This window comes from Bradyrhizobium sp. LVM 105 (assembly GCF_003957705.1).
Taxonomy (GTDB): Bacteria; Pseudomonadota; Alphaproteobacteria; order Rhizobiales; family Xanthobacteraceae; genus Bradyrhizobium; species Bradyrhizobium frederickii.
In genome coordinates this window covers 315,616-339,149 of record NZ_QZMV01000005.1, presented here as the reverse complement: position 1 = coordinate 339,149, position 23,534 = coordinate 315,616, and the positions used below count along the sequence as shown (strand labels likewise).

15 protein-coding genes are annotated in these 23,534 nt (G+C 63.4%); all 15 read right to left on the bottom strand.

Going from position 1 to position 23,534, the window contains the following annotated elements; genetic code table 11:
- Positions 1 to 24: 24 nt before the first annotated feature.
- On the bottom strand, positions 25 to 2,097 hold the full coding sequence (gene fusA / locus D6B98_RS16960; RefSeq protein WP_126258103.1) for an elongation factor G: 2,073 nt from the start codon (positions 2,095 to 2,097) through the stop codon (positions 25 to 27).
- A 33-nt stretch (positions 2,098 to 2,130) separates the two neighbouring features.
- Positions 2,131 to 2,601, bottom strand: a complete 471-nt coding sequence (gene rpsG / locus D6B98_RS16955) for a 30S ribosomal protein S7 (RefSeq protein WP_008136420.1) — start codon at positions 2,599 to 2,601, stop codon at positions 2,131 to 2,133.
- Between the two features lie 15 nt (positions 2,602 to 2,616).
- Positions 2,617 to 2,988 (bottom strand): 30S ribosomal protein S12, encoded by a 372-nt coding sequence (gene rpsL, locus D6B98_RS16950; RefSeq protein WP_007603006.1) that lies wholly within the window; start codon positions 2,986 to 2,988, stop codon positions 2,617 to 2,619.
- 884 nt (positions 2,989 to 3,872) lie between these two features.
- Complete coding sequence (locus tag D6B98_RS16945) at positions 3,873 to 5,894, bottom strand: ABC transporter ATP-binding protein (protein ID WP_126258102.1); 2,022 nt, start codon at positions 5,892 to 5,894, stop codon at positions 3,873 to 3,875.
- Positions 5,895 to 6,027: 133 nt separating this feature from the next.
- A complete protein-coding gene (locus D6B98_RS16940; protein ID WP_126258101.1) occupies positions 6,028 to 8,088 on the bottom strand; it encodes an FAD-dependent oxidoreductase in 2,061 nt (686 codons plus the stop codon).
- Between the two features lie 193 nt (positions 8,089 to 8,281).
- Positions 8,282 to 12,478, bottom strand: a complete 4,197-nt coding sequence (rpoC, locus tag D6B98_RS16935) for a DNA-directed RNA polymerase subunit beta' (RefSeq protein WP_126258100.1) — start codon at positions 12,476 to 12,478, stop codon at positions 8,282 to 8,284.
- 129 nt (positions 12,479 to 12,607) lie between these two features.
- Positions 12,608 to 16,726, bottom strand: a complete 4,119-nt coding sequence (gene rpoB / locus D6B98_RS16930; protein WP_126258099.1) for a DNA-directed RNA polymerase subunit beta — start codon at positions 16,724 to 16,726, stop codon at positions 12,608 to 12,610.
- A 515-nt stretch (positions 16,727 to 17,241) separates the two neighbouring features.
- The gene (gene rplL, locus D6B98_RS16925; protein WP_100177007.1) at positions 17,242 to 17,619 is read right to left on the bottom strand and encodes a 50S ribosomal protein L7/L12; all 378 of its coding nucleotides are present in this window, start codon (positions 17,617 to 17,619) and stop codon (positions 17,242 to 17,244) included.
- A 54-nt stretch (positions 17,620 to 17,673) separates the two neighbouring features.
- A complete protein-coding gene (gene rplJ, locus D6B98_RS16920) occupies positions 17,674 to 18,192 on the bottom strand; it encodes a 50S ribosomal protein L10 (protein ID WP_126258098.1) in 519 nt (172 codons plus the stop codon).
- A 586-nt stretch (positions 18,193 to 18,778) separates the two neighbouring features.
- Positions 18,779 to 19,732, bottom strand: a complete 954-nt coding sequence (locus tag D6B98_RS16915) for a 2-hydroxyacid dehydrogenase (RefSeq protein WP_126258097.1) — start codon at positions 19,730 to 19,732, stop codon at positions 18,779 to 18,781.
- A gap of 90 nt (positions 19,733 to 19,822) precedes the next feature.
- On the bottom strand, positions 19,823 to 20,515 hold the full coding sequence (gene rplA / locus D6B98_RS16910; protein ID WP_126258096.1) for a 50S ribosomal protein L1: 693 nt from the start codon (positions 20,513 to 20,515) through the stop codon (positions 19,823 to 19,825).
- Between the two features lie 6 nt (positions 20,516 to 20,521).
- Positions 20,522 to 20,950 carry a 50S ribosomal protein L11 gene (gene rplK, locus D6B98_RS16905; RefSeq protein ID WP_006611824.1) on the bottom strand — a complete coding sequence of 143 codons (429 nt, stop codon included), beginning with the start codon at positions 20,948 to 20,950 and terminating at the stop codon, positions 20,522 to 20,524.
- A gap of 131 nt (positions 20,951 to 21,081) precedes the next feature.
- Positions 21,082 to 21,636 (bottom strand): transcription termination/antitermination protein NusG, encoded by a 555-nt coding sequence (nusG, locus tag D6B98_RS16900; RefSeq protein WP_007602985.1) that lies wholly within the window; start codon positions 21,634 to 21,636, stop codon positions 21,082 to 21,084.
- A complete protein-coding gene (secE, locus tag D6B98_RS16895) occupies positions 21,636 to 21,827 on the bottom strand; it encodes a preprotein translocase subunit SecE (protein WP_028137033.1) in 192 nt (63 codons plus the stop codon). Before secE ends, nusG begins: the two co-directional genes overlap by 1 nt.
- Positions 21,828 to 22,196: 369 nt before the next feature.
- The gene (locus D6B98_RS16890) at positions 22,197 to 23,465 is read right to left on the bottom strand and encodes a class I SAM-dependent methyltransferase (RefSeq protein ID WP_126258095.1); all 1,269 of its coding nucleotides are present in this window, start codon (positions 23,463 to 23,465) and stop codon (positions 22,197 to 22,199) included.
- Positions 23,466 to 23,534: the final 69 nt, after the last annotated feature.

Genomic DNA, 23,534 nt, shown 5'->3' with positions numbered 1-23,534 from the left:
TCGTCAGCTTTAGACCGACGACAATCAGGCAAACTTCTTTTGGACTTCTGCCGACACGTTGGCCGGCGCTTCTGCGTAGTGGTCGAACTGCATGGTGAAGGTCGCGCGACCCTGGCTCATCGAGCGCAGGTTATTCACGTAACCGAACATGTTCATGAGCGGCACCATCGCGTTGATGACGTTGGCGTTGCCGCGCATGTCCTGACCCTGGATCTGACCACGCCGGGAATTCAGGTCGCCGATGACCGAGCCGGTGTAGTCTTCCGGGGTCACGACTTCGACCTTCATGATCGGCTCGAGCAGGACGGACTTGCCCTTCTGCAAGGCTTCGCGGAATGCCGCGCGCGCTGCGATTTCGAAGGCGAGCGCCGACGAGTCGACGTCGTGATACTTGCCGTCGACGAGCTGAACCTTGACGTCGACCACGGGGAAGCCCGCGACCACGCCGGAGCTCATCACGCTGTTGAGGCCCTTTTCGACGCCGGGGATGTATTCCTTCGGAACCGCACCGCCGACGATCTTGGACTCGAACTCGTAGCCCTTGCCGGGCTCGTTCGGCTCGACCACGATCGACACTTCGGCGAACTGACCGGTACCGCCGGTCTGCTTCTTGTGGGTGTACTTGACCTCGGCCTTCTTGGTGACGCGCTCACGGAACGCAACCTGCGGGGCGCCGATGTTGGCGTCGACCTTGTAGGTACGCTTGAGAATGTCGACCTTGATGTCGAGATGGAGTTCGCCCATGCCCTTGAGGATGGTCTGGCCGGACTCCTGGTCGGTCGACACGCGGAAGGACGGATCCTCCGCGGCGAGCTTGGCCAGCGCCACGCCCAGCTTTTCCTGGTCGGCCTTGGACTTCGGCTCGATCGCGATCTCGATGACCGGCTCGGGGAATTCCATCTTCTCCAGGATCACCTGCTTGTCGGGATCGCACAGCGTGTCACCGGTGCGCGCTTCCTTCAGGCCGGCCAGCGCGACGATGTCGCCGGCATAGGCTTCCTTGATGTCTTCGCGGTTGTTCGCATGCATCAACAGCATGCGCCCGATGCGCTCCTTCTTCTCGCGCGTCGAGTTCACGACGCCGGTGCCGCTCTGCAGCACGCCGGAATAGATGCGGCAGAAGGTGATGGTGCCGACGAACGGGTCGTCCATGATCTTGAACGCGAGCAGCGCCAGCGGCTCCTTGTCGTCCGCCTTGCGCACGACCTCGTTGCCGCGGTCGTCGGTACCCTTGATCGCGGGCACGTCGATCGGCGACGGCAGATAGTCGACGACGGCGTCGAGCAGCGGCTGCACGCCCTTGTTCTTGAAGGCCGAGCCGCACAGCACCGGATAGAACGCGCCGGTCAGCACCGCCTTGCGGATCAGCCGCTTCAGCGTCGCCTCGTCCGGCTCCTTGCCGTCGAGATAGGCGGCCATGGCGTCGTCGTCGAGCTCGACGGCGGCTTCCACCATCTTCTCGCGGTATTCCTTGGCCTGCTCGACGAGATCCTCGGGAATGTCGACATAATCGAACTTCGCGCCGAGCGATTCATCGTTCCAGATGATGCCCTGCATCTTCACGAGGTCGACGAGGCCCTTGAAGTTGTTCTCGGCGCCGATCGGAAGCTGGATCGCGATCGGCTTGGCGCCAAGGCGGTCGACGATGTCGGTCAGGCACTTGAAGAAGTCGGCGCCGGTCTTGTCCATCTTGTTGGCGAAGACGATACGCGGAACCTTGTACTTGTCGCCCTGGCGCCAGACGGTCTCGGTCTGGGGTTCGACGCCCTGGTTCGAGTCGAGCACGCAGACGGCGCCGTCGAGCACGCGCAAGCTGCGCTCGACCTCGATGGTGAAGTCGACGTGGCCGGGGGTGTCGATGATGTTCAGGCGCTTGCCGGCCCAGAACGCGGTGGTCGCAGCCGAGGTGATCGTGATGCCACGCTCCTGCTCCTGCTCCATCCAGTCCATCGTCGCGGCACCTTCGTGCACTTCGCCGATCTTGTGGCTCTTGCCGGTGTAATAGAGGATGCGCTCGGTCGTCGTGGTCTTGCCGGCGTCGATATGCGCCATGATACCGAAGTTACGGTAGTCCTCGATGGCATGTTGGCGGGGCATGAGTCGTTCCTTGCGAGTCCGAGTGTGTCGCCGTTACCAGCGATAATGCGAGAAGGCGCGGTTGGCTTCCGCCATCCGATGCACGTCTTCACGCTTCTTGACGGCGTTCCCGCGGTTGTTCGATGCGTCCAGCAGCTCGGCCGAAAGCCGCTCGGTCATGGTCTTCTCGTTGCGCTCGCGCGCGGCCGAGATCAGCCAGCGGATGCCCAGCGCCTGCCGGCGGGTCGAGCGAACCTCGACCGGAACCTGGTAGGTCGCGCCGCCGACGCGGCGGGAGCGAACCTCGATCGTCGGCATGACGTTCTCGAGCGCCTGCTCGAACACGCCGAGCGGGTTCTGCTTGGTCTTGGATTCGATGATACCGAACGCACCGTAGACGATGCCCTCGGCGACCGACTTCTTGCCGGCATACATCACCGAGTTCATGAACTTCGTGACGATGATGTTCCCGAACTTCGGATCGGGAAGGACTTCGCGCTTTTCCGCTGAGTGGCGACGAGACATAGAGCTGGTTCCCGCTTACTTCGGACGCTTCGCGCCGTACTTCGAACGACGCTGCTTACGGTTCTTGACGCCCTGGGTATCCAGAACGCCGCGGAGGATGTGGTAACGCACGCCGGGCAAGTCCTTGACGCGGCCGCCGCGGATCATGACCACCGAGTGCTCCTGGAGGTTATGGCCCTCGCCGGGGATGTAGCCGATCACCTCGAAGCCGTTGGTCAGGCGCACCTTGGCGACCTTACGAAGCGCCGAGTTCGGCTTCTTCGGGGTCGTGGTGTAGACGCGGGTGCAAACACCACGCTTCTGCGGCGACTGCTGCAGCGCCGGCACCTTCTTGCGCGACTTCTGCACTTCACGCGGTTGAGCGATCAGCTGGTTGATCGTCGGCATCCTGGCCTTACCCTTTGTTCTGTCGCGGCCCCTTCCGGATCCGCTGTCTTGCCGCAGCCCGTTGCCGGGACTGCAAATTCTTTCGAGCCACCTGCCCGACGAGGCCGCCTTCCGCGGAACTATCCGCACAAAGCGAAATCGCGCCAACCGCCCCATCAACGGGCGGAAAGCGCTTCGACGCCACAGAGGACCGCAGCATTAAGGCCGGTCAGCGTAGAGCCGCGGCCTGCGTACTGAGGTCATGCATCCGAATTCGATCTCAAGAGAACTTGCTCAAGAGACCTAGAATCGCACTGGCATTGCCTAGCTATGATCGACAGCGTTTGAGCGGCATTCGTCGAGGTTGGTGCCCGCCTTGAGCGATCCCTTGTGGACTTGGTCCTTGGGGATCTAACGGGTGGCCCGTTCCGACGCTGGCGATGCTCACCGCCTGTCGTTAAGTGAGGCGCTTTCTATAAGTGAGAGTCGCTCAAGTCAAGGCGAAACGACAGTCACGAAGCGCTTCAGGAGCCTGTCAAAATCGCTGTTTGCCACCCTTGCCGCGCTCCCCTGATATGGGAGGCCAGTCTCCACTTGGCCAGCCTGGTTGCAATTTATACCCGGGTAAAACGCAACTTTATAACCATTGGCAGGGCTTTTTCTTGCTCGCCGTGCGTTAAGGGGCGTTAATCTCTCCGCTTCGGCAGTCATCGGCACCAGAGATTTCACCGGGGAGCTCCCGAAGTTGCCGCGCGACCAACGCCCGCGACGGCGGCCACGCGGACGTTTCGACGCTGACGATCAATTCGAATGAGAGCTCTCCGACAAAGTTTTCGAATCGAAAACTCGTCGTCTGGTGCGGACCGCGCCGATGCCGGTCACCGGAATCACCGAATCGCGGCCGGTCATTCCTCGTCGTCGTCTTCGTCGTCCTCGTCTCGGCCATCGTCGACGGGGGCGGCTGCGCCGTGCGGCTGGTGGATCTGGTCGTTCCACAGCTTGCGATAGGTCCCGTTCTTGGCGAGCAGCTGGGCATGAGTGCCGCGTTCGATCGCCCTGCCCCCGGAAATGACGATGATCTCGTCCATCTCGACCACCGACGTCAGACGGTGGGTCGACCAGATCATGGTGCGGCCCTTGGCGACCTTGAGCAGCGTGCGGTTGATCGCAGCTTCCGTGGTCTGGTCCAGCGCCGAGGTGGCTTCGTCGAGCAGCAGCACAGATGGGTTGCGGATGATCGCGCGCGCGATCGCGATGCGCTGGCGCTGGCCGCCCGACAGGGTGTCGCCGCGCTCGCCGACCGGCGTGTCGTATCGCTGCGGCAGGCTCATGATGTAGCGGTGGATCTCGGCCTTCTTGGCCGCCTCCTCCACCTCCTCGTCGGTCGCGCCCTCCTTGCCGAGCCGGATGTTCTCCCGGATCGACATGTTGAACAGCATGTTCTCCTGGAACACCACCGCCATGCTCCGGCGCAGCGAATCCAGCGTCACCTTGCGGACGTCGACGCCGTCGATGGTGACGCGCCCCTCGTCGGGCACGTAGAGCCGCAGGATCAGGTTGAGCAACGTGCTCTTGCCGGAGCCGCTCGGGCCGACGATCGCGATGCGCTTGCCTGCGTCGAGCTTGAGGCTGAGATTATCCAGCACCGGCGTCTGACTGCCCTCGTACTGGAAGGTGACGTGGTCGAAGGTGATGTCGTTGGTGATGCGCGGCAAATCGGGCGCACCGGCCCGATCGGCGCCGCGGGTCGGCTCGTCCAGCAGCTCCTGGATATGGCGGATCGCGGCGGCCGAGGAGATCGACACCGGGATGAAATGCATCAGATGGGCGATGTTGTAGGAGACCTCCCAGAACGCGCTCTCGAAGGTGACGAAGGTGCCGATGGTGATCTGGCCCTTGGTCGCGAGATACGCGCCGATCGCGAGCACCACGAGGTGCAGCAATAGCACCGAGATGGTGACCGTCCGCTCCACCATCGTCGACAGGAAAGCGGCCGAGGCGATCCTGCTGCGGGTCTCGTCGTTGCGGAAGGCGAAGAAGCCGAACATCTTGCGCTGCAGGCTGAATGCCTTGATCACGGCCTGCGCCGCCACGTTCTCCTGCACCATGCCGAGCAGCGCGCTCTCGTTGAGCTTCTGCTCGTAATTGGCCTGCACTGCCTTGGGCGTCAGGATCCGCGGGCCGATCAGCGTGATCGGAAACACGAGCAGCGCGACCACCGCGAGCTGCCAGTTCAAGAACACCATCAGGACGATGCCCGCGATCAGTTCCAGAAACGGCAGCGCGGCGCTGTTGGCGAAGGTCTTCACCGAGCCTTCGAATGCCGAGAGGTCGACCGAGAAGCGCGACAGAATCTCGCCGCGCTTGGTGCGGCCGAAATAGGCCGCGGGCAAGTCCTGAACGTGCTCGAACAGGCGTTTGCGGACGTCCGAGATGATGCAGGCGGCCAGCCGCGCATCCCAGCGCTCGTACCAGACCGCGACGATCGAGGTGAAGATGCCGGCGACGGCGAGCACGCCGAGGATCTTGTACAGCGCCTGGAAGTCCTCCTCGCCGAGCGCCTCGTCGATGAGAAACTTGAGGCTGAGCGGCATGATGACGTTGAACAGCGTCTCGACGAAGACGCCGAACGCCACGAACGACAGCATCCGCTTGTAGTTCGTCAGATAGGGTTTGACGAAGCCGAGGATGGTCGCGAGCGCGCCGGCGGCTTCGCGGGCAGTAAAGACGACGAGGTCCTCGTCCTCATCGTCGTCATCGAGTTCCTGCCCGTCGTCCGCCTCGTCCTCGTCATCCTCCTCGTCGTCGAGGTCCGGCTTGGCCGCCGCGGCGTGCTTGTCGTCGAGCTCGGCCGCTTTTTCTGCGGCGAGCTTCTGTTTGTCGGGAGAGAGAGGCTTGTCGTCGGGCGAAAGAGGCTTGGATGCCATGAAACCAACCGATGCTGACGGCCGGCATGACCGCAGAGAAAGCAGGATATAGCGGCAACCGCTATTGCACCGATTCTATGCGATCAAGATGAATTCGGCAAAACAATTGGCGAATTCGACGCGTGTCCCGCGGCTATTCCTCGTCCTCGTCCTCGACCTTGTCGAAGAAGGAATAGCGCAAGCTGTCGGCGTCGGCGTACCACTGCCCCGGCCCCTTGTTGGCGGCGAGCGTCGCCTCCCAGAGCGCATCGGTGCAATCCTTGCGGTGCATCGAGAGGTCGAAACCATTACCGAAGAACAGTTCGGACCATTCCCACCATGTGCCGAGTTTCTTGACCCCGCGCAGCAGGTCGTAGCGGTCGATCAGGGCGGGAGCCATGTCCGAGGTGATCGATCCGAACACGAGGCCGGTCTTGACCACGCGGTTGAGCTCGCGGATCGCGCGGACCAGCTGCTTCGGGGAAACGTGGCAGAGGCTGGTCTCGAACACGAAGTCGAACGCGCCGTCCTTGAATGGCATGTCGGTGATCGAGCCGAGCTTGTTGTACTTCTTCAGCGCCTTCGGCGTCTTGGCGTGGATGGCGCGGTTGTTCTCGATGCCGAAGGCATCGATGCCGCGCTCGCGCAGCGCGCCGACCAGCTCGCCGCTGGCGGAGCCCGCGACGAGCAGCCTGACGCCCTTCGTCTTGCCCCAGACGATGCCGAGCAGCTTGGTGAGATAATCGGGGTCGGTAAAGTGGCGCCACGCCTCGTGATAAGGACCGAGGCCGCGATAGTTCTCGAAATAATCGCGATCGATCTTGTCGGAGAGCGGCTTGTCCTCCTGCGCGCGTTCCCGGCGCAGCCGCATCATCTCGGTCAGGATGATGTCGGTAGCGGCGTCGGAGGAGTCGAGCAGGCCGTTGAGCGTGGAGTCGAACAGATAGTCGCCGACCACCACGATGCCCGGATGCTCCTTCGGCTCCGGCCGGTGATTGGTCATGACGTCGCGCACGGGCAGACCGCCCGGTATGGCGTTCACTGACGACAGCCAGCGGTGGATCTTGCCTTCCATGAAATGCGAACGCGCATCGCCGAGCGAGGCCGGCAGCGACTTCAGCGCGGCGTCGATCAGCTCCTGGTCCGACAGGTTGGCGAAGGCCAGCGCGTCGGAGCCGGGAATCAGCCAGTTCAGCACGCCGTGCCTGCCGACGTCGTGACGCGCGCCCTCGTTGTAGACGCAGCAGCCGCCGAAGGCTTCCGACATGAACCAGGCGCCAGGAATCTTCTCGCCCCAGAACGGCGTGTCGAACAGGATCGAGACGCGCAGGTAATGCGCGGGACGGTCGAAATAGGAGACGTGCTTGACCATCGACTTGCGCAGCTGCTCGCCTTCCCAGCCGAGCGTGGCGAGCCAGGAATGCGGCAGGCAGACCAGCACGAGATCGAAGTCGCGGGTCTCCGGTCCCTTGCCGTTCATCATCTTGAGCTGGTAGCGGCCGGTCGGCGCCTTGCCCACGGCGAGCACGCGATGATTGAGCTGGATGTCGGCGTTGACCTCCGACTGCAGGCACTCGATCAGCTGCTCATTGCCGTTCTGGATGGAATAGAGGCCGATATAGCCGTCGACATCCATCAGGTAGTTCTTGAGCGCGTTGAGGCCGTTGGTGTTGTGGCTCTCGGTCGCGATGTCAGAGCGCGCCATCACCTTGAAGAAGCGCTTGGCGGTCTCGTCCTCGACCTCCTCGTCGAGCACCTGCTCGGCGGTCTTGTAAGCCCAGGGATTCTCGTTGTCGTGCGCGCCGACGCCCTCGTAATATTCGACCGGCGACAACACCTCGGTGCAACGCTTGCGAAAGGCCTCGATCGCAGCCGCGGTCTTGGCGCCGTATTTGCGGCGCATGCCGGCCACATCGTTCAGCAGCTCGCCGCCAAGATGCACCTGCTCGGCGTCCATCGGGATGGTTTGCAGGCCGAAATGCTGGATCAACTCGCGCAGCGGATCCGGACCCGTCATCGAGTAATCGTAGATCTCGGCCACGCCGGCCTCGTAGATCGCGGGCGCCGAATCGAACTTGCGCGTGACGATCTTGCCGCCGAGCCGGTCCGAGGCCTCGTAGATGGTGACGCGGCAGAGATCGCCAAGCTTGCGCTTCAGGTACCAGGCGCTCATCAGCCCGCCGGGACCGCCGCCTACGATTGCGAGATCAAGCATATGAGTTCCGTGGTCTCCCGGTCCGCCCCCCTTCGCGGGACCACCGGTGTAAACTCTCCTAGCAGAAGCCCTTTTACGCCTGAAGGAAAGATGAACAAAGGCTGATCCTGCATTGCAGCAAGCGAGGAATGCAGCAAAAAGGCCGGCTTGCGCCGGCCCTTTCATTGTCCTCAGTATTCCTACGGATGAACGATCATTCCGCGGGCGGCAGCGCGGGAAGCTCCGCTTCCGGCGCGGGCGACACGACGGCCGCCTGCTTCTCGCGTTCGTCCAGGATCAGCTTGTCGCGCTTCATGGCGACTTCGCGGATCTTGGCCATGGAGGCGCCGGTACCTGCCGGAATCAGCCGGCCGACGATGACGTTCTCCTTGAGGCCTTCGAGCGGATCGACCTTGCCGTTGACCGCCGCTTCCGTGAGGACGCGGGTGGTCTCCTGGAACGAGGCCGCCGAGAAGAACGAACGGGTCTGGAGACTCGCCTTGGTGATGCCGAGCAGAACCGGCGTTCCCGTGGCGGGCTTCTTGCCCTCTTCCTTGGCCTTCTCGTTCAACGCGTCGAACTCGATCTTGTCGACCTGCTCGCCCGAGATCATGTCCGTATCGCCCTGGTCGGTGACTTCCACCTTCTGGAGCATCTGACGGACAATCACCTCGATGTGCTTGTCGTTGATGAGCACGCCCTGGAGCCGGTAGACCTCCTGGATCTCGTTGACCAGATAGGCCGCGAGTTCCTCGATGCCCTTGACCGCCAGGATGTCGTGCGGCGCCGGGTTGCCTTCGACGATGAAGTCGCCCTTTTCGACGACGTCGCCGTCCTGAAGGTGGATGTGCTTGCCCTTCGGGATCAGGTACTCGCGCGGCTCGTCGGTCTTGTCCATCGGCTCGATCGAGATGCGACGCTTGTTCTTGTAGTCGCGCCCGAACCGGATGGTGCCCGCGATCTCGGCGATGATCGCCGCATCCTTCGGACGCCGTGCCTCGAACAGTTCCGCCACCCGCGGCAGACCGCCGGTGATGTCACGCGTCTTGGCGCTTTCGGTCGAGACACGGGCGAGAATGTCGCCCGGATTGACCTTGGCTCCGACGTCGACCGAGAGAATGGCGTCGACCGACAGCATGTAGCGGGCATCGCCGCCACGGGCGAGCTTGAGCACCTTGCCGTCCTTGCCCTTGACCACGATGGCCGGACGCAGGTCCGAGCCGCCGCGGGTCGAGCGCCAGTCGATGACCACGCGCTTGGCGATACCGGTGGCTTCGTCGAGCGTTTCCGAGATCGACTGCCCCTCGACCAGATCCTCGAAGCCGATGGTACCTTCGACTTCGGTGAGGAGCGGACGGGTGTAGGGATCCCACTCGACGATGCGCTGGCCGCGCTTGACCATGTCGCCCTCGTCGACGTGCAGGCGCGAGCCGTACTGGACACGGTGCGTCGCACGCTCGGTGCCGTCGGCATCGACGATCGCCACCACCATGTTGCGCACCATCGCGATCAGGTGACCTTCGCTGTTGCGGGCGATGGCCTTGTTCCTGATCACGATCTTGCCGTCGAAGTTGGCTTCGACGAAGGACTGCTCGTTGAGCTGCGCCGCACCGCCGATGTGGAAGGTGCGCATGGTGAGCTGGGTGCCCGGCTCGCCGATCGACTGCGCCGCGATGACGCCTACGGCTTCACCGTGGTTGACCGGCGTGCCGCGGGCGAGGTCGCGGCCGTAGCACTTGCCGCAGATGCCGTTGACGAGCTCGCAGGTCAGCGCCGAGCGGATCTTCACCTCCTGCACGCCACCCTGCTGGATGGCGTCCAGATGGCTCTCTTCCATCAGCGTGTCGCGCTTGATGATCACCTTGCCGGAGCTGTCGCGGATGTCTTCGCAGGCCGTGCGTCCGAGGATGCGCGAGCCGAGCGAAGCGACCACGGTGCCGGCATCGACGATGGCGCGCATCTTGATGCCGAGCTTGGTGCCGCAATCGCTCTGCGTGATGATGCAGTCCTGCGCGACGTCGACCAGACGACGGGTCAGGTAGCCGGAGTTGGCGGTCTTCAACGCGGTGTCCGCGAGGCCCTTGCGGGCGCCGTGGGTCGAGTTGAAGTACTCGAGCACCGAGAGGCCTTCCTTGAAGTTCGAGATGATCGGCGTCTCGATGATCTCGCCCGACGGCTTGGCCATCAGGCCGCGCATGCCGGCGAGCTGGCGCATCTGGGCCGGCGAACCGCGGGCACCGGAGTGAGCCATCATGTAGATCGAGTTGATGTCGGCATCGGCCCCGCTCGCCGTCTTCTTGGTCGAGGAGATCTCCTTCATCATCGCCTTGGCGATTTCTTCCGTGGCCTTCGACCAGGCGTCGACGACCTTGTTGTACTTCTCGCCATGGGTGATCAGACCGTCGTTGTACTGCTGCTCGAAATCCTTCGCCAGCGTACGGGTGGTGTCGACGATCTTCCACTTGCCGTGCGGCACGACCATGTCGTCCTTGCCGAACGAGATGCCGGCCTTGAACGCGTTGTAGAAGCCGAGCGCCATGATGCGGTCGCAGAAGATTACCGTCTCCTTCTGACCGCAGTGACGGTAGACCTGGTCGATCACGCCCGAGATCTCGCGCTTGGTCATCAGCTTGTTGATGATCTCGTACGAAATCCGCGGGTTCTTCGGCAGCAGATTGCCGAGCATGACGCGGCCGGCGGTGGTCTCGATCCAGCGCGTCGAGACCTTGCCGGTCTCGTCCATGCCCTGCCAGCGGTACTTGATCTTGGTGTGGAGGTGGATGACCTTCGCGTGCAGGGCGTGCTCGAGCTCGGCCATGTCGCCGAAGATCTTGCCCTCGCCGGGCAGACCTTCGCGCATGATCGAAACGTAGTAGAGACCGAGCACGATGTCCTGCGACGGCACGATGATCGGCTGACCGTTGGCCGGATGCAGGATGTTGTTGGTCGACATCATCAGGACGCGCGCTTCCAGCTGCGCTTCGAGCGACAGCGGAACGTGCACGGCCATCTGGTCGCCGTCGAAGTCGGCGTTGAACGCCGAGCAGACCAGCGGGTGAAGCTGGATCGCCTTGCCCTCGATCAGCACGGGCTCGAACGCCTGGATGCCGAGGCGATGCAGCGTCGGCGCGCGGTTGAGCAGCACCGGATGCTCGCGGATCACCTCATCCAGGATGTCCCAGACCTCGGGCCGCTCCTTCTCGACCAGCTTCTTGGCCTGCTTCACCGTGGTGGACAGGCCCTTGGCGTCGAGCCGCGAATAGATGAACGGCTTGAACAGCTCGAGCGCCATCTTCTTCGGCAGGCCGCACTGATGCAGGCGCAGCTCGGGACCGACCACGATCACCGAACGGCCCGAATAGTCGACGCGCTTGCCGAGCAGGTTCTGGCGGAAGCGGCCCTGCTTGCCCTTGAGCATGTCGGCGAGCGACTTCAGCGGACGCTTGTTGGCGCCCGTGATGACGCGGCCGCGGCGGCCGTTGTCGAACAGCGCATCGACCGCTTCCTGAAGCATGCGCTTCTCGTTGCGGATGATGATGTCCGGCGCGCGCAGCTCCATCAGCCGCTTCAAGCGGTTGTTGCGGTTGATGACGCGGCGATAGAGGTCGTTGAGGTCCGAGGTCGCGAAGCGGCCGCCGTCCAGCGGCACCAGCGGACGCAGGTCCGGCGGAATCACCGGGACCACGGTCATGATCATCCATTCCGGCTTGTTGCCGGAGTGGCGGAACGCTTCCACGATCTTCAGGCGCTTGGCGAGCTTCTTGTGCTTGATGTCGGAGTCGGTCTCCTGCATCTCGACGCGCAGCGAGGCCTCCAGCTTCTCGAGGTCCATGCCCTTGAGCAGCTCGCGGATCGCTTCGGCGCCGATCATGGCGGTGAAGCTGTCCTGGCCGTATTCGTCCTGCGCCTTCAGATACTCGTCCTCGGACAGCAGCTGACGGTCCTTGAGCGCGGTGAGACCCGGCTCGAGCACGACGTAGTATTCGAAGTAGAGGATCCGCTCGAGATCCTTCAGCGTCATGTCCAGCAGAAGGCCGATGCGCGAGGGCAGCGACTTCAGGAACCAGATGTGGGCGACCGGGGCTGCGAGCTCGATATGACCCATGCGCTCGCGCCGGACGCGCGACAGCGTGACCTCGACCGAGCACTTCTCGCAGATGATGCCCTTGTACTTCATGCGCTTGTACTTGCCGCACAAGCACTCGTAGTCCTTGATCGGCCCGAAGATGCGGGCGCAGAACAGGCCGTCGCGCTCGGGCTTGAAGGTGCGGTAGTTGATGGTCTCCGGCTTCTTGATCTCGCCGTAGGACCAGGACAGAATCTTCTCTGGAGACGCGATCGAGATCCGGATCTGGTCGAAGACCTGAGCCGGCGTCGTCGGGTTGAAGAGATTCATAATTTCTTGGTTCATCGTCTTCTCCTCGCGTGCCGGTCGCCTCCGGCCGCAAATTCGAAAATCACTTCAAGCAGGCGCCCTGCCCTCAAGGCCTTGGGCGGGGCGCCGGTGCCCGGCCGCAAAGGCCGGGCATGACAGGTCGAATTACTCGGCCGCTTCCGACGTCGGCGCCGGTCCTATCTTGGAGTTGTGCAGGTCGACGTTGAGGCCGAGCGAGCGCATTTCCTTGACCAGCACGTTGAACGATTCCGGAATACCGGCCTCGAACGTGTCGTCGCCGCGCACGATCGCCTCGTACACCTTGGTACGGCCGGCGACGTCGTCCGACTTCACCGTCAGCATCTCCTGGAGCGTGTACGCCGCGCCGTAGGCCTCGAGCGCCCACACCTCCATTTCGCCGAAGCGCTGGCCGCCGAACTGCGCCTTGCCGCCCAGCGGCTGCTGGGTGACGAGCGAGTACGGACCGATCGAACGTGCGTGGATCTTGTCGTCGACCAGATGGTGCAGCTTGAGCATGTAGATGTAGCCCACCGTCACCTTGCGATCGAACGGATCGCCGGTACGGCCGTCATAGACGGTCGACTGGCCCGAGGCGTCCAGACCGGCAAGCTTCAGCATCTCCTCGATGTCGGCTTCCTTGGCGCCGTCGAACACCGGCGTCGCGATCGGCACGCCGCGGCTCAAGTTGTGGCCGAGCTCGAGCAGCTCATTGTCGTTGAGCGACTTGATCGTCTCGTCGTCGCCGTAGACCTTCTTCAAGGTCTCCTTCAGCGGCTTGATGTCCTGCTTCGACAGGTACGCATCGACGGTCTGGCCGATACGCTTGCCGAGGCCGGCGCAGGCCCAGCCGAGATGGGTCTCGAGGATCTGTCCGACGTTCATGCGCGAGGGCACGCCGAGCGGATTGAGCACGATGTCGGCATGCGTGCCGTCTTCGAGGAACGGCATGTCCTCGATCGGCACGATCTTCGACACCACGCCCTTGTTGCCGTGGCGGCCGGCCATCTTGTCGCCGGGCTGGATCTTGCGCTTCACCGCGACGAAGACCTTGACCATCTTCATCACGCCGGGCGGCAATTCGTCACCGCGCTGAAGCTTCTCGACCTTGTCGAGGAAGCGCTGTTCAAGCCCCTTCTTCGACTCGTCGTACTGCTTCCGCATGGCCTCGATCTCGGCCATCAGCTTGTCGTTCGGCGACGCGAACAGCCACCACTGCGACTTCGGGTACTCCTCGAGCACCGCGCGGGTGATCTTGGTGTCCTTCTTGAAGCCCTTGGGACCTGCAATGCCCTGCCGTCCTTCGAGCAGCTCGGCAAGACGGTTGTAGACGTTGCGGTCCAGGATCGCCTGCTCGTCGTCGCGGTCCTTGGCCAGACGCTCGATCTCTTCCCGCTCGATCGCCAGCGCACGCTCGTCCTTGTCGACGCCGTGACGGTTGAACACGCGCACTTCCACGATCGTGCCCTGCACGCCCGGGGGAACGCGCAGCGAGGTGTCGCGAACGTCGGAAGCCTTCTCGCCGAAGATGGCGCGCAGCAGTTTCTCTTCCGGCGTCATCGGGCTCTCGCCCTTCGGCGTGATCTTGCCGACCAGGATGTCGCCGGCGCGCACTTCCGCGCCGATGTAGACGATACCAGCTTCGTCGAGGTTCTTCAGCGCTTCTTCCGAGACGTTCGGAATGTCGCGGGTGATTTCCTCAGGGCCAAGCTTGGTGTCGCGCGCCATCACCTCGAACTCCTCGATGTGAATCGAGGTGAAGACGTCTTCCTTCACGATCCGCTCGGAGAGCAGAATCGAGTCTTCGAAGTTGTAGCCGTTCCACGGCATGAACGCGACCAGCACGTTCCGCCCCAGCGCGAGCTCGCCGAGATCGGTCGACGGACCGTCGGCGATGATGTCGCCCTTCTTGACGATGTCGCCGACCTTCACCAGCGGACGCTGGTTGATGCAGGTCGACTGGTTGGAGCGCTGGTACTTCATCAGGCGGTAGATATCGACGCCCGACTTGGTCGGATCGAGATCTTCCGTGGCGCGGATGACGACGCGGGTGGCGTCGATCTGGTCGATCACGCCCGAACGGCGCGCCGCGATCGCAGCACCCGAGTCGCGCGCGACCACGCCTTCCATGCCGGTGCCGACAAACGGCGCCTCGGCGCGAACCAGCGGCACCGCCTGGCGCTGCATGTTCGAGCCCATCAGCGCGCGGTTGGCGTCGTCGTTCTCGAGGAACGGGATCAGCGCCGCGGCGACCGAAACCAGCTGCTTCGGCGACACGTCCATGTAGTCGACCTTGTCCGGCGTCACCGGCAAGACTTCGCCGGCATGACGGCAGACCACGAGGTCTTCGGTGAAGCGGCCCTTCGGGTCGAGCGGCACGTTGGCCTGCGCGACCGTGTAGCGGCCCTCTTCCATCGCCGACAGGTACACGACCTCGTCGGTGACGCGGCCGTCCTTGACCTTGCGATACGGCGTCTCGACGAAGCCGTACTTGTTCACGCGCGCGAAGGTCGCGAGCGAGTTGATCAGGCCGATGTTCGGACCTTCCGGCGTCTCGATCGGACAGATGCGGCCGTAATGCGTCGGATGCACGTCGCGCACCTCGAAGCCGGCGCGCTCGCGGGTCAGACCGCCCGGTCCAAGTGCCGACAGGCGGCGCTTGTGGGTGATCTCCGACAGCGGGTTGGTCTGGTCCATGAACTGCGAGAGCTGCGAGGAGCCGAAGAACTCGCGCACGGCGGCAGCCGCCGGCTTGGCGTTGATCAGGTCCTGAGGCATGACCGTGTCGATGTCGACCGAGGACATGCGCTCCTTGATCGCGCGCTCCATGCGCAGCAGGCCGATGCGGTACTGGTTCTCCATGAGCTCGCCGACCGAGCGCACACGGCGGTTGCCGAGATGGTCGATATCGTCGATCTCGCCCTTGCCGTCGCGCAGGTCCACCAGCGTCTTGATGACGGAGAGGATGTCTTCCTTGCGCAGCGTGCGCTGGGTGTCCGGCGCATCGAGGTCGAGGCGCATGTTCATCTTGACGCGGCCGACCGCGGAGAGGTCGTAGCGTTCGGCGTCGAAGAACAGCGACTGGAACATGGCCTGCGCCGAATCCAGCGTCGGCGGCTCGCCCGGACGCATCACGCGGTAGATGTCGAACAGCGCGTCCTCGCGCGTCATGTTCTTGTCCGCCGAGAGCGTGTTGCGGATATAGGGGCCGACATTGACGTGGTCGATGTCGAGCAGCGGCAGCTCCTTGTAGCCCTGCTCGTTGAGCGCCTTCATCAGCTTGTCGGTGATTTCCTCACCGGCTTCGGCGTGAATCTCGCCCGTCTTCGGGTTGACGAGGTCCTCGGCGACGTAGTTGCCGACCAGCTCCTCATCGGACATGCGCAGCGCCTTCAGCCCCTTCTCCTGGAGCTGGCGGGCGGCACGGACGGTGAGCTTCTTTCCGGCCTCGAGCACGACCTTGCCGGTGTCGGCATCGATCAGGTCGTTGACGGTCGAATAGCCGCGGAAACGGTTGGCGTCGAACGGAACGCGCCAGCCTTCCTTGGTCCGCTTGTAGAGAATCTTCTTGTAGAACGTGGACAGGATCGCCTCGCCGTCGAGGCCGAGGGCGAACATCAGCGACGTCACCGGAATCTTGCGGCGACGGTCGATACGCGCATAGACGATGTCCTTGGCGTCGAACTCGATGTCGAGCCAGGAGCCGCGATACGGGATCACGCGGGCGGCGAACAGCAGCTTGCCCGAGGAATGGGTCTTGCCCTTGTCGTGGTCGAAGAACACGCCGGGCGAGCGGTGCATCTGCGAGACGATGACGCGCTCGGTGCCGTTGACGATGAAGGTGCCGTTCATCGTCATGAGCGGGATGTCGCCCATGTAGACGTCCTGCTCCTTGATGTCCTTCACCGACTTGGCGCCGGTTTCCTCGTCGATATCGAACACGATGAGGCGCAGCGTCACCTTGAGGGGAGCCGCGAAGGTCATGCCGCGCTGACGGCACTCGTCGACGTCGTATTTCGGCTGCTCGAACTCGTAGCGGACGAATTCCAGCATCGAGGTGCCCGAGAAATCGGAGATCGGAAACACCGAGCGGAACACCGCCTGCAGACCCTCGTCGAGACGGCCACCCTGGGGTTCATCGACCATCAGGAACTGGTCATAGGACGCCTTCTGAACCTCGATGAGGTTCGGCATCTCGGCCACTTCCTTGATGTGTCCGAAGAACTTGCGAACGCGTTTGCGACCGGTGAATGTCTGCTGCGCCATCGTGGCCTCTCATTTTCGTCGCCCGATCTGGGCGCGCCGTCCAGGACGCGGCTGCCACCGCTCCCCGGGTTGAATTTTTCGAACCCGTTTTGGGGGCCGCAGACTCAGTTTCAGGCGAGAATGTCCTGAATCTGTTCTTCAGACCTTCAAAACGCAAAACGACGCGCGGGGCGCTGGTGCGCGCCCGCCCGTCACAACGATCGTCTTCACGGACTGCAAAAGCCCGAAATAGCCTGCTCTCCCAACGGCTTACAGGGATCCGGAACCCCCGCCACCGCGCTTTCGTGCTGCCGACCCGATATGGGGCGACAATAGTGGAGATTCGAGGGGTAAACCCTCAAATCCCCACACTTTTTCGTGTTCAGCCCGCGTCGGGACGTTCCGTCGCACGCCTTTTGCATCTGGCGCCCGTCGTTCCGATCGTCATGACCGGGCTTGACCCGGCCATCCGCGATCTTGGGACGAGATCCCGGGTCTCGCTTCGCGAGCCCGGGATTTCGCTGAAGTAACTTGCGTTACTTCAGCTCAACCTTGGCGCCAGCCTTCTCGAGCTGGGCCTTGATCTTGTCGGCTTCTTCCTTGTTCACGCCTTCCTTCAGCGGCTTCGGAGCACCCTCGACGAGGTCCTTTGCTTCCTTCAGGCCGAGACCGGTGATGGCGCGGACTTCCTTGATGACCTCGATCTTCTTGTCGCCGGCGCTGGCGAGAACGACCGTGAACTCGGTCTTCTCTTCCGCCGGAGCGGCAGCAGCGCCACCGCCAGCCGGACCGGCCACGGCGACAGCCGCGGCAGCCGAAACGCCCCACTTCTCTTCGAGGAGCTTCGCCAGTTCAGCAGCTTCGAGCACGGTGAGGCTCGAGAGGTCGTCAACGATCTTCTGCAAGTCAGCCATTGTTCAGTTTCCTTACGTGTAAGTCTGGTTCGGGTTTGAGTTTTGCGAAGGGCGTCAGGCCGCTTCGCCCTTTGAGGCATGAGCCTGGATGACGCGCGCGAGCTTGCCCGCGGGCGCATTGGCGAGCTGAGCCAGCTTGGTCGCCGGGGCCACGATGAGGCCGACGATCTTGCCGCGCAGTTCATCAAGCGACGGCAGCGAGGCAAGCGCCTTCACGCCGTCGACATTCAGGACGGTCTTCCCCATCGAGCCGCCGATGATGACGAACTTTTCGTTCGCCTTGGCGAATTCGATGGCGACCTTTGGCGCCGCTACCGGATCGTTCGAAGTGGCGATCACGGTCGGTCCCTTCAGCATGGGGCCGATGGCAACGACGTCAGTGCCTTCAAGAGCAATTTTGGCGAGACGGTTCTTCGAGACCTTCACCGCGGCACCCGCCTGCTTCATCTGCTGGCGCAGCTTCTGCATCTGGGCGACGGTGAGGCCGGAATATTGAGCAACGACCGCGACGCTCGTGGTCTTGAAGACCTCATTGAGCTGTTCGACCGCCTCTTTTTTTGCCGCTCGTTCCACAGCAAGCTCTCTCCGGTTGGCGGTCATCGCGAAAGCGGGACCGCCGGGTTGCACCCATCGTCCCACCCAAAACCTGAACCTCGGGGCCAAAGACCCTTCGGACACGCGCCGGGCGAGACGACAATTCAAAGCCTGCCCTCCGGGAGCACCTGAAGGCGCCCACGGCGTGTCGAGGTCCGAACCAGACCCGTTTCGCGAACCAGCCCTTAAAGCTGGATGCGAAGTGAAATCCGGTCTTCACCCGTCTATGCAGGCCATGCGATTAAGCCGTTGAGAAATCGAAATTTCCCGCAGGCGCCTGCAGTCTTGGACAGGACAAGGTCAGCCGGCGAACCGCCCGACCCCTGCCCACATTCCACCAACCGACGGGTTTTCCTTCCTTTTCGGGCAAATCCTTACGGACGTCCTGAAAAGGAATGATCTCCTGTCGTGTCGGGTTTTCGGAATGCGTGCACGAACGCGCCCGCCGAAGCCGGCACGTCCGGAAGCGGTTCTTTAACCGCTCTCTGCCGGCTTGCCAAGAGCAAAATTCACACCAGTTCCGATCCGTTGCCCGCAGGCCCTGGGGCGGCCGATATGGACCGATTCAGGCCGATCTGACCGCGTAAGGCAGCGGCTTGCCCGCGAAGAACGCGGTCAGGTTCGCCAGCACGCAAGCTTGCATGGCAACGTGCGATTCGAGGGTGTGGCCGCCGATATGGGGGGCGAACACCACGTTCGGCAGCGCGGTCAGGGCATCGGGGCGGTGCGGTTCCTTCTCGAACACGTCGAGGCCGGCGCCGGCGATGGTCTTGTCGGTAAGGGCCGCCACCAGGGCCTTCTCGTCGATCACCGAGCCGCGGGAGATGTTGACGACATAGCCGTCCGCGCCGAGGCGCTTCAGGACGTCGGCGTCGACGACGTGCTGGGTCTCGGCCCCCGCCCGGACCGCGATCATCAACACGCTGCACCAGTCGGCCAACGCCTCCAGCGACGGGAAATATCGATAAGGCAGATCGTATCGGGTGCGGCTGAAATAGCCGACCTCGCTCTCGAAAGCGGCGCAGCGCGCCGCGATCTTGCGGCCGATCTCGCCCATGCCGTAGACGCCGATGCGGCGGCCGGGCATGCCGGCCTGCGGGCGCATCATCGGCGACGGCTTCGAGGCGGCCCAATCGCCGCTGCGGACATATTGGTCGGCGACCAGGATCCGTCGTGTCGTCGCCAGCATCAGGGTCATCGCGATGTCGGCGACCGAGGCGGCGTTGGCGCCGGGACTGTGGCCGACCGCGATGTTGCGGCTGGCGGCCGCCTTCAGGTCGACGCCGTCATAGCCGGTGCCGTAGCAGACGATGGCACCGAGCTTGGGAAACAGGTCCATCGCCTCCGCGCCGAGCGGTGTGCCGCCGGCGGTCAGCAGCGCGCGGATGCCGCCGAGTTCCTCGGCCGGAAACACGTCGCGAGCGGGCTTGCCGCCGGTGTCGAGCAGTTCGAAGCGCTCGGCGAAGCGCGCCATCATCGTCTTGGGAAAGCGCGAATAGATCAGAACCTTGTCAGCCATTATTCTTGTTTCCGGTGAGCGCCGCCACAAACGACGAGGGGCGGAATCGGTTGCCCAATTCCGCCCCTCGCCTCACGTCATTTCGAAGCCTTAGCCGAGAATGGTGCCCGGCTCGACCTTCACGCCGGGGCCCATCGTCGAGGACACCGCAACGCGCTGGATGTAGGTACCCTTGGAACCGGCCGGCTTTGCCTTGGCGACGGCATCCGCCAGGGCCTTGATGTTCTCGACCAGCTTCTCCTCGGAGAACGAGGCCTTGCCGACGCCGGCCTGCAGGATGCCGGCCTTCTCGACGCGGAACTCGACCGAGCCGCCCTTGGCACCCTTCACCGCGCCGGTGACGTCCATGGTCACGGTGCCGATCTTCGGGTTCGGCATCAGGCCGCGCGGGCCGAGCACCTTACCGAGACGGCCGACCAGCGGCATCATGTCGGGGGTGGCGATGCAGCGGTCGAAATCGATCGAGCCGTTCTGCACCTTCTCGACCAGGTCTTCGGCGCCGACGACGTCGGCACCCGCAGCCTTGGCCTCATCGGCCTTGGCGCCGCGGGCGAACACGCCGACGCGGAGCGTACGGCCGGTGCCGTTCGGCAGGGTCACGACGCCGCGGACCATCTGGTCGGCGTGACGCGGATCGACGCCGAGGTTGATCGCGATCTCGATGGTCTCGTCGAACTTCGCTTTCGCGCGCTCCTTGACCATCTTGATGGCGTCCGCGAGCGGGTAAAGCTTTTCGCGATCAACACCTTCGCGGGCTTTGTTCAAACGCTTTCCGATTGCCATGACCGCTTACCCCGCAACTTCCAGGCCCATCGAACGGGCGGAGCCCTCGACCATCTTCATGGCCGATTCGATGGAATCGCAATTGAGATCCTTCATCTTCTTCTCGGCGATCTCGCGCACCTGCGCCTTGGTCACCTTGCCGGCCTTGTCGCGGCCCGGCGCCTTCGAGCCGGACTGGATCTTGGCAGCCTGCTTGAGGAAGAACGACATCGGGGGCGTCTTCATCTCGAAGGTGAACGAACGATCGGCGTAGATCGTGATCACCACGGGAATCGGGGTGTTCTTCTCTTCCTTCTGGGTCTGGGCGTTGAACGCCTTGCAGAACTCCATGATGTTGAGACCGCGCTGACCGAGCGCGGGACCGATCGGGGGCGAAGGATTCGCCGCACCGGCCGGGACCTGAAGCTTCAGGTATCCGGTCACTTTCTTTGCCATGTATCACTCCTGTTGGGCCGGCAAGTCGCCGGCGGTTTCAGGTTCGTGGTCGGGATCAACGGCGGCTGGCAACCGCCCTCGTCCTCCCACGCCTCTTGCCGCGCAAGACCGAGGTCTCGCGCAATACCCGGTCAGACCTTCTCGACCTGACCGAATTCCAGTTCGACCGGCGTTGCGCGACCAAAGATCGACACCGCGACCTTCACGCGCGAGCGCGCCTCATCGATCTCCTCGACGACGCCCGAGAACGAGGCGAACGGGCCATCGGCCACGCGCACGTTCTCGCCGATCTCGAACGACACCGACGCCTTCGGCCGCTCCACGCCCTCCTGCACCTGATGCAGGATGCGCATGGCCTCGGCCTCCGAGATCGGCATCGGCTTGTTTTCGGCGCCGAGGAAGCCCGTGACCTTCGGCGTGTTCTTGATCAGATGAAACGCTTCGTCGGTCAGCTTCATCTTCACCAGCACGTAGCCGGGGAAGAACTTGCGCTCGGCGTCGATCTTGCGGCCGCGGCGCACTTCCGTGACCTTCTCGGTCGGCACCAGCACCAGCTCGAACAGCTCCTCGAGCCCGCGCTGCTTGGCCTGCTCGCGGATCGATTCGGCGACCTTCTTCTCGAAGTTCGAATAGGCGTGAACGATGTACCAGCGCTTGTCGGACAGTTGAGCGGTTGCTGTTGCCATCATTGAATGCCCAGAAGGAAGGTGATGAGGACGCGGATGACCTGGTCGGCGGCGAAGAAGAAGATCGAGGCCACGGCGACCATGACGAACACCATGATGGTGGTGATCGTGGTCTCGCGGCGGGTCGGCCAGGTGACCTTGGCGGTCTCCGAGCGCACTTCCTGCAAGAACTTGAACGGGCTGACTGCCATCGTTTTGATGTCCAACGTCCGTCGACAGACGCGAATGAATTTCAGGGATCCGAACAGCCGCCGTTGGCCCAGCCCTCTGTCTCGAAGGATGAGCCGGAAACCGGGCTCGATTGTTCGGGGATTTCAAAGCCGCGCCGGAGATCCGCGTCTAACGGGCCGGCTGCGAGTGCGGGGTATCTACTGCGGATAGGAGCAAAGGTCAAGATATAGAGGGCGCGCCCAGGCGAGCCGATCGCTCCAGGCGGGAGATCAGAGCCAAGCCGGATCAAAGGCTTATCTGCCCCACCCTGGCACGGCGTGACCGCGGCTTCCAACCGCCTCCCCCAGAGCGCCCCGTCGGGGGGCACTCCCGCTTCCGCCGCCACGGGATCAGTCGGCCCGGTCGACCATCGAAACGCCCGGCAGCGGCACCACGAACTTTCCGCCTTCGGCGAAATAGCGGGCGTGCTTGGCCCGAATCGGGTCGACATAGCGCCAGGCGAAGACGACCACGAACGCCGGCTTGCGCTCGTAAAGGGCGGCAGGCGGCAGGATCGGGATGTCATAGCCCGGGCCGGCCATCACGTTCCCCTTCTTGGGGTCGTCGTCGACCAGGAAGTCGATCTTGTTCTCCAGGCCGAACTGCGGCAGCAGGGTCGTGGTGCCGACCGAGACGCCGTAGCCGGCGACGAGCTGACCGCGCGCATGGGCGGCGTCGGCCATCGCGACCAGCTCGTCGCGGATGGCCGCGATCCTCTTCACGTAGGGCGCATAATAGGCAGGCTGATCGACGCCGAGCCGGTCTTCCTCGGCAACGAAGCGCGCGACCTCCGCCGACGGTTTCTTGGCGCCCCCGGCGCGCTGCACGGTCACGCGGATCGAGCCGCCCTTGGTCCAGATGTGCTGGACGTCGATCAGCTCCATGCCGAGCCGGGCAAAGAAACGGATCAGCGGCTTGATGTTAAAATACGACAGGTGCTCGTGATAGACGGTGTCGAGCAGGTTCTTCTCGGTGACGTCGACGCCGTATTGCGTTTCGAAGACGAACAATCCGTCCGGCGCGAGCACGTCGCGAACGCCGATCACCAGGGGATCGAGATTGTCGACATTGGCGATCATGTTGTTGGCGATCACGACGCTCGCCGCACCGTGGCTCTGCAGGATGCGACGTCCGATCGCATCGGTGAAGAAATCGCCGATGGTCTCGATCCCCGCCTCCGTCGCGCGCCGCGCGATCTCGACGGCGGGATCGACGCCGAGCACCCGCATCCCGCGCTCCTTAAAGAAGCCGAGCAGCGATCCGTCGTTGCTGCCGAGCTCGACGACCAGCGAGCCCGGCGCGATGGCGAAGCGGCTGACGACGTCGTCGGCATAGCCCGCGAAGTGCTCCCGCAAACCGAGCGAGAGCGACGTGGTGTAGACGTAATTGCGGTACTGGATCTCCGGATTGCCGACATGGAGAATCTGGAGATGGCCGCAATCCCTGCACAGATGCAGCGCCATCGGCACCGCGGCGCGGAACACGGGATCGTCGACGCTGGCGTCAGGGACCTGGAAGTTCGGCGTGCCGATGGGCATGCCCGCCATCGGGACGACCAGCTCTTGCTTGTCCGAATGGCAGAGGCGGCAGGTTTGGCGGACGTAGAACAGATTTTTCATCGTGGAACCGAAAATTGAGACAGGCGATCGGGTGAGGCAATCCCACCCCGTGAAAACCACACCGGCAGC

Excerpts from the sequence above, each read along its gene's own strand:
- fusA (WP_126258103.1), bottom strand. The coding sequence starts at position 2,097 with ATGCCCCGCCAACATGCCATCGAGGACTACCGTAACTTCGGTATCATG.
- rpsG (WP_008136420.1), bottom strand. The coding sequence starts at position 2,601 with ATGTCTCGTCGCCACTCAGCGGAAAAGCGCGAAGTCCTTCCCGATCCG.
- rpsL (WP_007603006.1), bottom strand. The coding sequence starts at position 2,988 with ATGCCGACGATCAACCAGCTGATCGCTCAACCGCGTGAAGTGCAGAAG.
- D6B98_RS16945 (WP_126258102.1), bottom strand. The coding sequence starts at position 5,894 with ATGGCATCCAAGCCTCTTTCGCCCGACGACAAGCCTCTCTCTCCCGAC.
- D6B98_RS16940 (WP_126258101.1), bottom strand. The coding sequence starts at position 8,088 with ATGCTTGATCTCGCAATCGTAGGCGGCGGTCCCGGCGGGCTGATGAGC.
- rpoC (WP_126258100.1), bottom strand. The coding sequence starts at position 12,478 with ATGAACCAAGAAATTATGAATCTCTTCAACCCGACGACGCCGGCTCAG.
- rpoB (WP_126258099.1), bottom strand. The coding sequence starts at position 16,726 with ATGGCGCAGCAGACATTCACCGGTCGCAAACGCGTTCGCAAGTTCTTC.
- rplL (WP_100177007.1), bottom strand. The coding sequence starts at position 17,619 with ATGGCTGACTTGCAGAAGATCGTTGACGACCTCTCGAGCCTCACCGTG.
- D6B98_RS16915 (WP_126258097.1), bottom strand. The coding sequence starts at position 19,732 with ATGGCTGACAAGGTTCTGATCTATTCGCGCTTTCCCAAGACGATGATG.
- rplA (WP_126258096.1), bottom strand. The coding sequence starts at position 20,515 with ATGGCAATCGGAAAGCGTTTGAACAAAGCCCGCGAAGGTGTTGATCGC.
- rplK (WP_006611824.1), bottom strand. The coding sequence starts at position 20,950 with ATGGCAAAGAAAGTGACCGGATACCTGAAGCTTCAGGTCCCGGCCGGT.
- nusG (WP_007602985.1), bottom strand. The coding sequence starts at position 21,636 with ATGGCAACAGCAACCGCTCAACTGTCCGACAAGCGCTGGTACATCGTT.
- secE (WP_028137033.1), bottom strand. The coding sequence starts at position 21,827 with ATGGCAGTCAGCCCGTTCAAGTTCTTGCAGGAAGTGCGCTCGGAGACC.
- D6B98_RS16890 (WP_126258095.1), bottom strand. The coding sequence starts at position 23,465 with ATGAAAAATCTGTTCTACGTCCGCCAAACCTGCCGCCTCTGCCATTCG.